General features: G+C 65.9%; 16 protein-coding genes. 9 read left to right on the top strand and 7 right to left on the bottom strand.

Translation table 11 applies throughout. The features are described from left to right. Positions 1–50: 50 nt before the first annotated feature. The gene (locus tag EOHIBHHM_RS18350) at positions 51–461 is read right to left on the bottom strand and encodes an ester cyclase (RefSeq protein ID WP_497253164.1); all 411 of its coding nucleotides are present in this window, start codon (positions 459–461) and stop codon (positions 51–53) included. A 230-nt stretch (positions 462–691) separates the two neighbouring features. Here EOHIBHHM_RS18350 and EOHIBHHM_RS18345 point away from each other — a divergent pair, with 230 nt between their 5' ends. Genes EOHIBHHM_RS18345 through EOHIBHHM_RS18330 form a run of 4 tightly spaced genes read left to right on the top strand, consistent with a single transcriptional unit; the run spans position 692 to position 3,284 of the window. Beyond that, on the top strand, positions 692–1,048 hold the full coding sequence (locus tag EOHIBHHM_RS18345) for a VOC family protein (protein ID WP_497253162.1): 357 nt from the start codon (positions 692–694) through the stop codon (positions 1,046–1,048). A 51-nt stretch (positions 1,049–1,099) separates the two neighbouring features. Then, complete coding sequence (hisC, locus tag EOHIBHHM_RS18340; RefSeq protein ID WP_497253160.1) at positions 1,100–2,185, top strand: histidinol-phosphate transaminase; 1,086 nt, start codon at positions 1,100–1,102, stop codon at positions 2,183–2,185. After that, on the top strand, positions 2,182–2,685 hold the full coding sequence (locus tag EOHIBHHM_RS18335; protein ID WP_497253158.1) for an adenylate kinase family protein: 504 nt from the start codon (positions 2,182–2,184) through the stop codon (positions 2,683–2,685). Before hisC ends, EOHIBHHM_RS18335 begins: the two co-directional genes overlap by 4 nt. After that, a complete protein-coding gene (locus EOHIBHHM_RS18330) occupies positions 2,682–3,284 on the top strand; it encodes a CDP-alcohol phosphatidyltransferase family protein (protein ID WP_497253156.1) in 603 nt (200 codons plus the stop codon). Before EOHIBHHM_RS18335 ends, EOHIBHHM_RS18330 begins: the two co-directional genes overlap by 4 nt. Here EOHIBHHM_RS18330 and EOHIBHHM_RS18325 read toward each other — a convergent pair. Next, complete coding sequence (locus tag EOHIBHHM_RS18325; RefSeq protein ID WP_497253154.1) at positions 3,241–3,492, bottom strand: DUF8138 family protein; 252 nt, start codon at positions 3,490–3,492, stop codon at positions 3,241–3,243. The genes EOHIBHHM_RS18330 and EOHIBHHM_RS18325 overlap by 44 nt on opposite strands. Between EOHIBHHM_RS18325 and EOHIBHHM_RS18320 the strand changes: the two genes are divergently transcribed. The 5 genes from EOHIBHHM_RS18320 to tpiA all read left to right on the top strand — a co-directional run bounded on the left by EOHIBHHM_RS18320 (position 3,377) and on the right by tpiA (position 7,055). Then, the gene (locus EOHIBHHM_RS18320; RefSeq protein WP_497253152.1) at positions 3,377–3,904 is read left to right on the top strand and encodes a multiprotein bridging factor aMBF1; all 528 of its coding nucleotides are present in this window, start codon (positions 3,377–3,379) and stop codon (positions 3,902–3,904) included. The two genes, EOHIBHHM_RS18325 and EOHIBHHM_RS18320, sit on opposite strands and share 116 nt — an antisense overlap. Before the next feature lie 138 nt (positions 3,905–4,042). Then, positions 4,043–4,867 (top strand): IS5 family transposase, encoded by an 825-nt coding sequence (locus EOHIBHHM_RS18315; RefSeq protein WP_497256876.1) that lies wholly within the window; start codon positions 4,043–4,045, stop codon positions 4,865–4,867. 232 nt (positions 4,868–5,099) lie between these two features. Then, positions 5,100–5,726 carry a winged helix-turn-helix transcriptional regulator gene (locus EOHIBHHM_RS18310; RefSeq protein ID WP_497253150.1) on the top strand — a complete coding sequence of 209 codons (627 nt, stop codon included), beginning with the start codon at positions 5,100–5,102 and terminating at the stop codon, positions 5,724–5,726. A 99-nt stretch (positions 5,727–5,825) separates the two neighbouring features. After that, positions 5,826–6,191, top strand: a complete 366-nt coding sequence (locus tag EOHIBHHM_RS18305; protein WP_497253148.1) for a hypothetical protein — start codon at positions 5,826–5,828, stop codon at positions 6,189–6,191. 219 nt (positions 6,192–6,410) lie between these two features. Further along, positions 6,411–7,055, top strand: coding sequence for a triose-phosphate isomerase (tpiA, locus tag EOHIBHHM_RS18300; protein WP_497253146.1), 645 nt, complete (start codon positions 6,411–6,413; stop codon positions 7,053–7,055). Between the two features lie 59 nt (positions 7,056–7,114). Here tpiA and EOHIBHHM_RS18295 read toward each other — a convergent pair whose 3' ends face one another. From EOHIBHHM_RS18295 to EOHIBHHM_RS18275, 5 genes are all read right to left on the bottom strand, one after another. Next, positions 7,115–8,917 carry a helicase HerA domain-containing protein gene (locus EOHIBHHM_RS18295; RefSeq protein ID WP_497253144.1) on the bottom strand — a complete coding sequence of 601 codons (1,803 nt, stop codon included), beginning with the start codon at positions 8,915–8,917 and terminating at the stop codon, positions 7,115–7,117. Positions 8,918–8,975: 58 nt separating this feature from the next. Beyond that, positions 8,976–9,530: a hypothetical protein gene (locus EOHIBHHM_RS18290; protein WP_497253142.1), complete on the bottom strand. Its 555-nt coding sequence runs from the start codon at positions 9,528–9,530 to the stop codon at positions 8,976–8,978. Between the two features lie 38 nt (positions 9,531–9,568). Continuing rightward, entirely contained in the window at positions 9,569–10,939 is a 1,371-nt protein-coding gene (gene dinB / locus EOHIBHHM_RS18285) for a DNA polymerase IV (protein ID WP_497253140.1), read from the bottom strand. 81 nt (positions 10,940–11,020) lie between these two features. Next, positions 11,021–11,449 (bottom strand): HTH-type transcriptional regulator LrpA1, encoded by a 429-nt coding sequence (lrpA1, locus tag EOHIBHHM_RS18280; protein WP_497253138.1) that lies wholly within the window; start codon positions 11,447–11,449, stop codon positions 11,021–11,023. A gap of 153 nt (positions 11,450–11,602) precedes the next feature. Further along, positions 11,603–12,541: a thiamine pyrophosphate-dependent enzyme gene (locus tag EOHIBHHM_RS18275; RefSeq protein WP_497253136.1), complete on the bottom strand. Its 939-nt coding sequence runs from the start codon at positions 12,539–12,541 to the stop codon at positions 11,603–11,605. Between the last annotated feature and the right edge of the window lies 1 nt (position 12,542).

Below are 12,542 nucleotides of genomic sequence, written 5' to 3'. Positions count from 1 at the left end.
TCAAAATCGGTGTGGTGGATAGAGAGAATGTGGGCAGCAGAGAGTCGGTCTTACTCTTCGCTGAGGCCAAGTTGGTCGAACACTTCCTGAAGATCGTAGTAGAGCCGGTCTTCTTGCACTTTCCCGTTCTCAGTTAGTATCTTCGCCATACCGCTGATTTCCATCCCGCGGTGGGTCGGTGGAATCCCGTTGTACTCTCCTTCGTGAGTTGCCGTTACCGTCCACTCCTTCATCACCATCCCGTCGCTGGCGAGTATGTCGTCCACCGTAACGTGCCAGTCGGGGAACCCCGTCCGGAGACCACGGAGGTACGCTTCGAACGCGTCGCGTCCGTGAATCTCGCCGTCGGACATCGAGGGAACGGAAACGTCGACCGATTCGGAGACTACCTCGAGTTTCGAGAAGTCCCCGTTCCACAACTCTCGATACTCCTGTTCGACCTCTCGTGCGGTCGTCGCCATGGGTTGTCACCCCGTTCGACTATGTGGTGTGTTAACAAATAACTGTATATTTCGCAGGTAACCCGACTGTGGGTAGTCCGTTGACAGATGACCGACTTGCGCCCTCTATTTAACACCGCATTTCTGACGACGACCGAAGAGGACACCGACTCGATGTCTGGGCTCTTTTGCTGTCCCTCAACAGTTGCCCCGGCGCGTAGACCTTTATTCGAGGCCGAGCGACTCGGCGTATGAGCCTACTGCACGCAGCGATCGACGTCACCGATATGGAAGCGACCACCGCGTTCTACGGCGACGTTCTCGGGTTCGAACCGGTCGCCGAACTGGAGGCTGGCGGCGTCACCAACGTCTTCTACGGCCACGGCGACGAGATGGAACTCCAGTTCGTCCCGACCGAGGGCGAGGTCGACCCCTCGGGACTGAACCACCTCGCCGTCGACGTCGACGACGTGGACGCGCTGGTCGAGGAACTCGGCGAGGACCGCGTCGAACGCGGCCCCTTCGCCGTCGACGAGTTCGGCCTCTATGTCGCGTTCGTCACCGACCCCGACGGCTACGTCGTCGAGATCATCCAGCCGCAGGAGTAGCGTTCGGTCGGTGTAAGCACCCTTAAGAGTCGTCGCCTGCATCCCACGACTATGCAACCACGGGACCTCTCAGACCACGCTCCGTACGTTCCCGGCCGCGGGACGGAGGAGGTCGCCCGCGAACTCGGCATCGACCCCGAGGCGCTGACGAAACTGTCGTCGAACGAGAACCCGTTCGGACCGAGTCCGAAGGCCGTCGAGGCGGCGCGGGAGGCGGCCCCCGAGATCGACGTCTACCCGACCACCTCGCACGCCGACCTCACCGAGAAACTGGCCGCGAAGTGGGAACTCGACCCCGAACAGGTGTGGGTGAGCGCCGGCGCCGACGGCGCGCTCGACTACCTCTCGCGGGCGATGCTCGAACCGGACGACCGCGTGCTCGTGCCGACGCCCGGGTTCTCCTACTACGGGATGAGCGCCAAGTACCACCACGGCGAGGTGGCGACGTACGAACTCACCGCCGACGACGGGTTCGCACAGACGCCCGAGAGGGTGCTTGAGTTCTACGACGGCGAGCGGATCGTCTACCTGACGACGCCGCACAACCCGACCGGCGCCGAGTTCTCTCGCGACGCCGTCCGCGAGATCGCCGAGTCGGTCGACGACGAGACGCTCGTCGTCGTCGACGAAGCCTACGGGGAGTACTCCGAGCGGCCGAGCAGCATCGGCCTGCTGAGCGAGTACGACAACCTCGCGGTCACGCGCACGTTCTCGAAGGCGTACGGCATCGCCGGTCTCCGCATCGGGTGGGCGGCGGTGCCCGAGGCGTGGGCCGACGCCTACGCGCGCGTGAACACGCCGTTCGCCGCCAACGAGGTCGCCTGCCGGGCCGCCCTCGCCGCTCTCGACGACGAGGACCACGTCGAGCGGACGGTCGAGCAGGCGCGGTGGGCACGGGAGTATCTCGCCGACAACCTCGAAGCACCCACCTACGACAGCGCGGGCAACTTCGTCCTCGCGGAGGTCGGCGACGCGAGCGCCGTCGCCGAGGCCAGCCAGCGCGAGGGCGTCATCGTCCGCGACTGTTCGAGCTTCGGCCTCCCGACCTGCATCCGCATCTCCTGTGGGACCGAGGAGGGGACGAAGCAGGCCGTCGACGTGCTCAACGGAATCCTCGCCGAGGTGGCGGAGGCGTGAGAGTCGTCGTCACCGGGACGCCAGGGACGGGGAAGACGACGGCGGTGGACGCGTTGGAGACAGAGGAGCGGGTCGTCCACCTCAACGACGCCATCCGCGACCACGAGCTGTGGACCGAACGCGACGCCGACCGCGACACGCTCGTCACCGATCTCGACGCCGTCCGCGAGTGGTTGGGTGACTGGGACGGGCTAGTGGAGTCCCATCTGGCGCACCACCTCGACGCCGACAAGGTTGTCGTTCTTCGCTGTCGCCCCGACGTGCTCGAAGAACGGCTTCGGGAGCGCGGCGAGTCGGAAACAAAAGCGAAAGAAAACGCCGAGAGCGAGGCGCTCGACGTGATCCTCTCCGAGGCGGTCGAGTTCCACGGCGAGGAGTCTGTGTACGAGATCGACACCACCGACCGGACGCCCGAGGCGGTCGCCGCCGAGGTCCGGGCCGTCCTCGACGGCGAGCGGGAACCGAGCGCCGGGACGGTGAACTTCCTCGACTATCTATGACGCTCGACCAGTACCGATCCGTCGCCGACCGACTGCTCCGCCCGTTCGTCTCGCTGGCCGACAGCGCCGGTCTCTCGCCGGACGGAGTGAGCGTCATCGCCTTCGGGTTCGCCGTCGCCGCCGGCGGCGCCTTCTACGTCGCTACTCCGCTCTGGTACGCCCTCGGAGCGTTCTTCGTCTTCTGCAACGGGTGGCTCGACCTCGTCGACGGCGCGCTCGCCCGCGAACAGGACGTCGCCTCCGCTGGCGGCGATCTGCTCGATCACGTGCTGGATCGCTACGCCGACATCGTCATCCTCGCCGGGTTGGCGGCGGGGATCGACAACTACGCACTCGGCCTCGCCGCCGTCACCGGCGTGCTCATGACTTCCTACCTCGGCACGCAGATCCAGGCCGTGGGGCTGGGGCGGGAGTACGGCGGTCTGCTCGGTCGCGCCGACCGACTCGCACTCGTCGGGGTGACGGGCGTCCTCGCGGCGGTCGTCCCCGGCGAACTCGTCGCGGGGCTGACGCTCGTCGGGTTTCTGCTTGTGTTGTTCGCTGTCGTCGGTCACGTCACCGCGCTCCAGCGGTTCTGGGGTGCGTGGTCGGATCTCTAAGTCGGCGTCGTCGACTCCGCGACGTCTGAGAATCGACCGCGTGACGGCGGCGGGGCGTGCGTTTTATACCTCGGGCTCCTCTACCACAGACCATGCCCCAGTGCGAGATGTGCGGTGCCGACAAGCCGTCACTCACCACTACGAAAGTCGAAGGTGCCGAACTGCAGCTCTGTGACAGCTGCAAGGACTTCGGGACCGAGGTCCGCACTGAATCTACGAGTTCTACGTCGACGAAGTACTCGACGTCGTCTTCGAAGGCGGATCAGTCCTCGGGGTCGTCGGGGAGTTCGACGTCCTCGTCGTCCGGCGGGAGTACGCGCCGTCGCGACATGTTCGACGATATGGACGAGATCGCGGCGGACTACGACGAGCGGATTCGGACGGCCCGCGAGAAGCAGGGTCTGAGTCAGGAGGACCTCGCCGGTCAGCTGAACGAGAAGGCGAGTCTCATCCGCAAACTCGAACGCGGCGACACTCTCCCCAGCGACGACGTCCAGAAGAAACTCGAGAAGAAACTCGGTATCTCGCTCACCGAAGGGTCGAGCGACGAGGACGCCGACTGGTCCGGCGGGTCGTCGACGACGACGACGCTCGGCGACGTCGTCAAACGGAAGGACTGAACGCGCAGCCGAGGCGAGACCGCCGACGCTTCTGGGTCCGCCGTCTTCACACTCGAATCACCTGCTGTGTTGAATAGACAGACGGCGTCGGGATAGACCGTCAAATCAGTAAGGATGAAGCCGAGGAGGTCGGGTATGGTGGAAGTCGATCTCCTCGACTTCGTTGAGTGGTTCAAGCGTCTAGCCAAACAAGCCTTGGGAAAGCACGCGGGCGAGCCCGCCACCGGCGGGTTCGCCCGCTGGAAGCACGTCGTTATTCACGGGTTTCGGCTCGAAGAGGAGCACAGCTTCCGAGAAACCGCAAATCGGCTGAAGTACATGGGTGACATACGGGACGTCCTTGAGTTGAACAGGAGCGACGTCCCAGATTACACGACGCTGAACAAGTCGTTCGATCGGTTCAAGATGTGGGTGTGGCGGGCGTTGCTGCGCGTTTCAGCGCAGCAACACCCGCAGTCTGGATTCGCCGCTCTCGACAGCACGTTTTTTGATCGAGGCCACGCCTCTGCGCATTATCTCGATCGGTCGAACCAGACGGTTGAGACGATGAAAGTGACGACATTGACCGATACAGCGTCACTCGCTGTTCTTGACGTGCAGTGCCACGCGCAGTGGCCACATGATACGAAATCAGGGCCGCAGGTCGTCCGCCGGAACGCGGACGACCTGCATACAGTCGCTGCTGATAACGGCTTCCAGGATTGGCACTCTGAATACGAGTTCTACAGCCTCAGCGTGGAACCGTTGATTCACTACCGTGGATCGTCTGCGAACGCGCTCAGCAACAACGCGCTCATTCGAGAGCGTGGCTACACCCAGCGTTGGATGGCTGAAACGTCGTATTCGTCCGTGAAGCGCTCGCTCGGCGATGCCGTGCGAGCGCAAACCTGGTATCGAGAGTTCCGTGAAATCGTCCTGATGTTCGCCATCATCAACATCGAACAACTCTGTGATCCGCTCTGATCCCTACGCCGTACCCCTATTCAACACAGCAGAATCACCCGCTCTCTACCTGTCGCGCCGTTCGCTCGGGAGTCGCGACACTCGGTCGAAACGGCCAACGTCCATATGTGGGTGGATTGTGTAGAATCAATGATGGTAAACCGCGTGCCCCTCCACCGTCGCTCGGGCGAAGCCGACGACAGCGGACCTCTCGGACCGACGGAGATCGTCGCTTTCCGTGCACTCCGGTCGCATGCCTGATCTCCCGACGAGCGCCGCCTCCGGAGGTCGCTCTGTGGTCGAGGTGCTCCTCTCGAGGGTCGTCACGAGGTGGTCGCCGCTCGGCGCGCTGGTACCGGCGAGCTGGCTCGTCGTCGGGAGCCACATCCGCGTCGACGTCCAGAGGTTCGACAACGAAGTCCGGTCGACGGTGTTCCGAGCGATCGTAGACTCGCCGGGGGTGTACGTCGCCGCACTCGCCGAGGAGACCGACGTCCCCCGGTCGACCGTTCGTTACCACGTCCGGGTGCTCGAACGGGAGGGAGCGGTGTTCGGAGAGAAGATCAGGGGGAAACGTCGGTGCTTCCCGAGCCACGACGACGACCCGGCGCTCACCGCCGCCCTCGCCGACGAGGTCCTCGCCGACGTCCTCGGGGCCATCGCTCGCGCCGAACCCGCGAGTACCAGCGAGTTGGCGGTCGAACTCGACCGCGCGCCGAGTACGGTGTCCCACCACGTCTCGCGGTTGGCCGAGGACGGACTGGTCGACCGCGAGCGCGACGGTGGCGCCGTCCTCACGCGACTCGTCGACGACGTCCGGCGTCACGTCGAGAGGCGACGACGCAGGTGGAGTTCGCTCGATCTTCCCGCCGACGACTGAACGGGGGGGGACGATCAGAGGGTTTCGACGGTTCGGTTAGAACGCCTTTTCGTTTGTAGACCGTTCTCTGTGACGGGCCAACGCGGCCTGGAGACCCCTATGAAAGACGACACGACGTTCACACTCGACCGTCGAACGGCAGTGAAAGGGCTCGGTGCGGTCGCGACCGCGTCGCTCGCCGGCCTCGCAGGGTGTGCCGACAACGGCGGTGAGGGCACCGAGACCGAGGCGACGACCGAACCCGGAGCGGGCGAGGAAGAGACGACCGAACCCGGAGCGGGTGAAGAGGAGACGACAGAGTCACCCGAAGAGACGACAGAGCCACCCGAGGAGACGGGAACGGCCGAGACGACCACCGAGGACGGTGAGATGCTCGGCAACGAGACGACCGCCAACGGAACGACGACGGAAGACGACTCGATGCTCGGCAACGAGACGACGACCACCACCGAGGAGAGCGCGTAACGCGACCGTCGGTCGAAGACACGTCGACTCCCGGCAGGTGCCCGCTTTCCGGTCGTCCCACTCGTCCGTTCGCCGTCATTCGTTCGCCGTCGTTCCCGTCGACCTCACCTCGCTCAGTACCGACTCCGACTCCGATGACGCCGACTCGTGAACGCGAGGTCCGCACACGGAGCCTGCGGGTAAATCAAGCTATTTACCGCCGCAGTCGAATCCCTCGGTATGTTCATCTTGGTGAACCTGAAGGCGTACCCCTGTGACCCGATCGAGGTCGCGACCGCCGCACGCGACGTCGCCGACGAGGCCGACGTCCGAATCGCCGTCTCCCCGCAGGCGGCGCAGCTCTCGCCGGTGGCCGACACCGGCGTCGAGACGTGGGCCCAGCACGTCTCGCCCAACGAGCACGGGAGCCACACCGGAAGCACGCTCGCCGAGGCCGTCGCCGACGCAGGCGCGGTGGGGACGCTCCTCAACCACTCCGAGAAGCGGATGAAGCTCGCCGACATCGACGCGTCGCTCGACGCGGCCGACCGGGCCGACCTCGAGACGATCGTCTGCGCCAACAATCCGACCCAGGTCGGCGCCGCGGCGGCGCTCTCGCCGGACGCCGTCGCCGTCGAACCGCCGGAGCTCATCGGTGGCGACGTCTCCGTGTCGACCGCAGATCCGGGGATCGTCGAAGACGCGGTCGACGCGGCCGCCGCCGTCGACGAGAACGTCGACGTCTTCTGTGGGGCGGGCGTCTCGACCGGCGAGGACGTCGTCGCGGCGCAGGATCTCGGTGCGACGGGTATCCTGCTGGCCAGCGGCGTCGCCAAGGCCGACGACCCGAAGGCGGCGCTCGAAGACCTCGTCTCCGGGCTGTAACACGGAACATCGCGATATCTCGTTTTCGACGCGCCGTCGACGCCGATACGACCGTCAGCTCAGCGTTCGGGCCACGGCGTCGGGTCGTCGTCGCTGTCGTTGCCGTCGGTCACGCCACCGTCGCCGTCGCGTACATCGCCGACGTCGCCGACGTCGCCGACGTCGCCGACGTCACTCGCCGTCGAGTCGTCTGCGGCGAGGAACGCTGCCTCGATCGCGTCGACCGTCTCGCCGAACTCGTCGGCGTCGAGTCTGTCGGCGTACTCCTCGCGGACGAGTTCCGGAAGTGCGTAGGCGTACTGTCCCCGCCCGGCGTGGTCGACGAACCCGTGTTGTCGGAGCGGTCGGTTTCGGCCGTACGCACGCTGGCTGTCGCCGGTGCCGCCGGCGGCGACGTGGGCGTCGACCGGGTCGCTGACGCGTTGCTCGCGGTAGTGACGGAGCATCCCCCGCGAGACCGGGTCGAGCGACTCGATGACGCTCGTGAACTCTCTGACGACGTCCCGCTGGTCGCGAACCGGCCCGTCGTCAGCCGTCTCGTCTGTCTCCGCCTTCTCCGGGGTAGTCGTCTCCTCGTGCCCCTGGCCTTCGAAGCCGGGGTAGCCACGACCGTCAGGTTCCTCGTGGTCTTCGAGCTCGCCGTCCGCAGCCGTCTCGGCCGCTCGCGTCTCTGTGCTGTCGCGTCCGTCTCTCGCTGGTCGTCCGTCCGTCGCGCCCTGCCCGTCTTCGGCGTTCGCCTCGTAGTCGTCCAGTCCGCGCTGGTGCTCCGGCCGGTTCAGGTTCCGTCCGTCGCCGCCCCGGTACGGTGCCTCCGCGCGCTGCAGCATCGCCTGCGCGAACGTGTCGGCCATGCGGCTCATGTCCTGTGCCTCCTCGAGTTCGCGTCTGAGTTGGCGGATAGTGGCCTCCTTCTCCTCTACCTCCTGTCGGAGGTCGGCGATCTCGCTCTCCCGACGCGCCTTCTCGTCGGAGATGTCACGCAGTTCGGAGACGAGGTCGCCGCTGACTGACTTCAGTTCGGGACGCTCGAAGTCGTCGAGTCCGGGCGTCGCGCCCGCGTCGAACGTCTGCTTGCGGTGGAACTGGACGCGTCGGAGCGACTCGCTCCAGTCGGTCATCAGGAACGCCTCGCCGTTGCCCATGTCCTCGATGGCGTCGGCGTACTCGCTACCGAGGATCCGTCCGACGACTTTGGTGTCGTTGCGCCAGGTCAGGCGGTGCCACACCAGCCAGTCGCACTGCGTGATGTAGTCCTTCTTGACGTCAGCCGGACGCTGGCTGATGCCGACGATTCCGAGGCCGTGTTTCCGGCCGCGTTTGGCGATCTTGATGAGCATCTTGCCGGCCTCGCCCATCCCGCCCTTCTCGGGGATGTACTCGTGGCACTCCTCGACGAGCATCAGGAACGGCTTCTTCAGTTTCTTCTCCTTGGCGAATAGCTGTCGGGAGACCTGCAGCAGCATCTCCTCGGCGTCGGCCTCGTCGAGGTAGCCCGAGACGTCGAGGATGATCGGGACGTTCTGTTCGAGCGCGAGGTTCGCGATCTTCTCTGCGTGTTCGGGGCTGACCTGGATGTCACACTCGTCGTCCGCGCCCGCGTGGAGGATCTCGTACTGCTCTTTCAGCCCGTAGTACTCGCCGTCGGTGTCGACGATGAGCACCGGGAACTGCGAGTCGAGCAGGTTCTCGATGACGACGCTCGCCGTGTTAGACTTTCCGCCTCCCGACTTGCCGGTGATGAACCCACGGCCGGTGAGAATCTCGACGACTGGAAGCGAGACGGGCGTGCCGGTCGGGTCGTCGCCGTCGCCACCGGGTCCGTCGCTCACCTCCGCGACGGTGATAGTTTCCTCGTCTGTCATTCGGTTGGTGGCAACTCCGACCGTGGCCCCATAACTCCTGCTGTCGGCCCGCGACGGCTCACGCTTCGACGGTTCGGCGGAGCCGGAACTGATAACCCGACGGCGACGAGGCGTACTCGTCGAAGACGAACTCGTCGGTCGCCGCCTGTCCCGGTTCGACGGTCGCCGTCCGCTCGCTCCGGAGTCGTCGCCCGTTCTGTAGCCGTACTGTCGCCTCGAACGTCACCGAGACGGCGACGTCGTTCTCGTTGCGAACGCTGTACAGCACCCGGTAGGCGTCGTCGTCGTCGAACCCCCGGGAGTGGACGTCGAGGTTGCGCTGGAGGTCGGGAGCCGTCGTCGCGGTCGGTTCGGCCGTCGGCGTCGGCGACGCCGTCGCGGTGGGCGTGGGCTCGGGCGTCGGCGTCGACGTGGGCCGGTCGGTCGCCGTCGGAGTCGGGTCGCTCGTCGTCGGCGACTGCGTGGTCGCCTCGGTCGACCGAGGGGTCGCCGTCGCGTTCTCACTACTACCACGATCGGCGGAGGGAGGGGCGTCGTCACCGTCGACGACCGTCGCACCCGTCCACCCGACTGCCGCGCCGCCGAGGAGGACGAGCAGGGACCGTCTGTTCACAGTTGCGTCCTGTAACCACCAGTAAAAAATTCCATCGCTCATTCGAACTCACCCAACGACGCCTGTCCGTTCCGCTGTCGTCCGGGACCCGAATCGGCCGCCGCCGTGTCGTCGTGTTCGTCGACGTCGGTGTCGGCGTCGAGCCACCGCCGGAGGTCGTCTGTCGTCTCGGTCACCTCGGTCCCGTCGTCCGACCGGTCGGCGTCTCTCTCGGACGTCTGCGCCGTCTTCGACCCTTCCCAGCCGTCGAGACTCGCCTGCTCTTCGGCCGCGAAACTAAGCTTCGAGACGCGGACGCCCAGTTTCCGAACCTCGGTGTCGGCGAACTCCGCGAGGAGTTCGAGTGCAACCGACTCGACGAGTTCCGGGTCGTCGACCGGCCCGGAGAGCGACCGAGCGCGGGTGTTGACGTCGAACGGGGGCGTGACGGCCTTGATACCGATGGTTCGGTACATCGCCCCGCGCCGTCGGGCCCGATCGGCGACGTCGGCAGCCAGCGCACGAACCTTCTCGCGTTTCGCGTCGGTCTCGGCCGTCGCCTCGACGAACGCCGACTCCCGCGAGAGGCTCTTGGGGCGGCCAGTCGGCGTCACCTCCCGGTCGTCGTACCCCCGGGCCCTGTCGTACAGCTCCCGGCCGCGTTCGCCGAACCGGTTCCGGAGCACCGTCGGGTCGGCGGCCGCGAGGTCGCCCGCCGTCTCGATCCCCAACTCGCCCAGTTCGCGTGCGGTCACGGGGCCGACGCCGTGGACCGACTCGACCGGCAGCGGTGCGAGAAACTGCTGGACTTCGCCGGGTTCGACGACGACGAGCCCGTCGGGCTTGTCGTAGTCGCTGGCGACCTTGGCGGTGCTCATGTTGGGGGCGACGCCGACGCTCGCCGGGACGCCGACCTCGCGGTCGATCCGATCTCGGACGTGGCGGGCGAACCCCTCGGCGAGCGTCCGGTCGTCGCCGTCGACGGGCTGCCACGACGTCCGGCCCGTCACGTCGAGGTACGCCTCGTCGATGCTCACTTCGCGGACGACGTCCGCACAGTCGTGCAGCACCTCTCTGACCTGATCGGCGATCCCCTCGTAGAACTCCAGATCGACGGGTCGGTAGTAACCCCCGTCGGTGTCGTCGCCGTCGAGCCGCTCCTCGTCCTCGTCGCGTGGGGGGAGCAGTTCGAGCGCTTTCGAGATGGGCTGGGCGCTCTCGACGCCGAACTCCCGTGCCTCGTAGCTCGCGGTGGCGACCGCACCGTGCGTCTCCCCGTCGTCGTAGCCCATCCCCACGACGAGGGGTTCGCCCGCCAGGTCGGGTTCTCGGAGTCGCTCACAGGAGGCGTAGAAACAGTCCATGTCGACGTGGAGGACGATGCGTCGCTCCTCGGCGTCGGGCGTGCCGGGTAGCGTCTCTCCGCTCATCGTCTGTCTCTGGGAGGGCGGGGATGCTGAAAGTTCGGGGTGCGGAGTGAAAGTGAACGCTCGGAGCGACGTCACGTCAGTTCACTTCAGTCGTTCCTGCAGGAACGACGGGTGGGCGGCGGTGACGCCGTCGATCGAGAGGATGTCGTCGCTGATGACGTCGCCGAGAGCGTCGCCGTCGGAGGCGCGCACCTCGGCCATCAGCATGTGGTCCCCCGAGGAGGTGTAGAGCGTCTCGACGGCGTCGAGACCCTTCAGTGCGCGTGTCGCCTCGACGTAGCGCTCGCTCTCGACGTCGATACCGACGAGGGCGATCGACTGTCCGGAGAGTTTCTTCGGGTCGACGTCGGCGGAGTAGCCGACGATGACGCCGTCGTCTTCGAGTTTGTTGATGTACTTGCGGACCGTCGGCTTGGACACCCCCGCACTCTCGGCGATGTCGGCGTAGGAGGCCTGCGCATCCGCTTCGAGGGCGGCGAGGATGCGGTCCTCGGTGGAGACGGAGCTCATACGAACCAGTTTCTGTTGCCAGAAAAAATACCTTGCGAACCGGAAACCTGTTGTCCACCTCGAGAAAGGGGCGCACGAACCGGTCTCCGACGGCGAGCGCAGCGGCTGTGCGGTCGTACAATAAAGAAAGCACGCCGAAGACGCGAGACGGCGTTACTTGTGCTTGTCGAGGAACATGTCGTACGAGCGTTCCCACTCGTAGTCCTCGTCGAAGTAACGCTCTGCGAGCGGCTCTTCGGGCATCTCGCCGATGCGCTGTTTCTCCTGCTGGTAGGACGGGCGGTCCTCGTCGACGTAGAACCGACCGGTGAGGACTTTGCCCTCGTGGAGCGCGTCCTCGGTCTCGTGCATCATCTCGGCCGCCTCGCGACGGTCGTGGATGTCGAAGTCGTAGTCGTCGGAGTCCTGCACGTCGATGTACGGGACGTACTGGCGGGCGTCCTTGTTCCAGGTCGGACACTGCGTCAGGAAGTCCACGTGGGCGAACCCGTCGTGGTTCATCGCCTCGATGAGGATCTCCTTGGCCTGGTTCGGGTTGACGGCCGCCGTCCGGGCGACGTACGAGGCACCCGAGTTCAGCGACATCGACAGCGGGCGGAGCGGCTCCTTGGCGCTGCCGTGCGGCTGGGTCTTCGACTTGTGACCCTTCGGGCTCGTCGGCGAGGTCTGGCCCTTCGTGAGGCCGAAGATCTCGTTGTTGAACACGATGTAGGTCATGTCGTGGTTCTCACGAGCCGTGTGCATGAAGTGGTTCCCACCGATGCCGTAGCCGTCGCCGTCACCGCCGGCCGCGATCACTTCGAGGCCGGGGTTGGCGAGCTTCGCGGCCCGAGCGACGGGCAGCGAGCGGCCGTGGATGGTGTGGAACCCGTAGCTGTCGAGGTAGCTGTTGAGCTTCCCCGAGCAGCCGATACCCGTGACGAGCATCGTCTCGTCGGGCGTGCGGCCGACTTCGGGGAGGGCCTGTTTCAGTGCCTTCAGGACACCGAAGTCACCACAGCCCGGACACCACGTCGGCTGCGGTTCGAGGCCCGGCGTGAACTCCTCGCGGTCGATCTCGCGTTCTTCACCGATTGCGCTGAATGCACTCATG

Source organism: Halogranum roseipondis (genome assembly GCF_059695585.1).
Note: the sequence above shows the minus strand (reverse complement) of the source record. Positions and strands in the feature narration are given on the sequence as shown.

Bases quoted from the DNA above. Each gene is read 5' to 3' on its own strand.
- EOHIBHHM_RS18345 (WP_497253162.1), top strand. From the start codon at position 692: ATGAGCCTACTGCACGCAGCGATCGACGTCACCGATATGGAAGCGACC.
- hisC (WP_497253160.1), top strand. From the start codon at position 1,100: ATGCAACCACGGGACCTCTCAGACCACGCTCCGTACGTTCCCGGCCGC.
- EOHIBHHM_RS18295 (WP_497253144.1), bottom strand. From the start codon at position 8,917: ATGACAGACGAGGAAACTATCACCGTCGCGGAGGTGAGCGACGGACCC.
- tpiA (WP_497253146.1), top strand. From the start codon at position 6,411: ATGTTCATCTTGGTGAACCTGAAGGCGTACCCCTGTGACCCGATCGAG.
- EOHIBHHM_RS18310 (WP_497253150.1), top strand. From the start codon at position 5,100: ATGCCTGATCTCCCGACGAGCGCCGCCTCCGGAGGTCGCTCTGTGGTC.
- dinB (WP_497253140.1), bottom strand. From the start codon at position 10,939: ATGAGCGGAGAGACGCTACCCGGCACGCCCGACGCCGAGGAGCGACGC.
- EOHIBHHM_RS18350 (WP_497253164.1), bottom strand. From the start codon at position 461: ATGGCGACGACCGCACGAGAGGTCGAACAGGAGTATCGAGAGTTGTGG.
- EOHIBHHM_RS18320 (WP_497253152.1), top strand. From the start codon at position 3,377: ATGCCCCAGTGCGAGATGTGCGGTGCCGACAAGCCGTCACTCACCACT.
- EOHIBHHM_RS18305 (WP_497253148.1), top strand. From the start codon at position 5,826: ATGAAAGACGACACGACGTTCACACTCGACCGTCGAACGGCAGTGAAA.
- EOHIBHHM_RS18275 (WP_497253136.1), bottom strand. From the start codon at position 12,541: ATGAGTGCATTCAGCGCAATCGGTGAAGAACGCGAGATCGACCGCGAG.
- lrpA1 (WP_497253138.1), bottom strand. From the start codon at position 11,449: ATGAGCTCCGTCTCCACCGAGGACCGCATCCTCGCCGCCCTCGAAGCG.
- EOHIBHHM_RS18330 (WP_497253156.1), top strand. From the start codon at position 2,682: ATGACGCTCGACCAGTACCGATCCGTCGCCGACCGACTGCTCCGCCCG.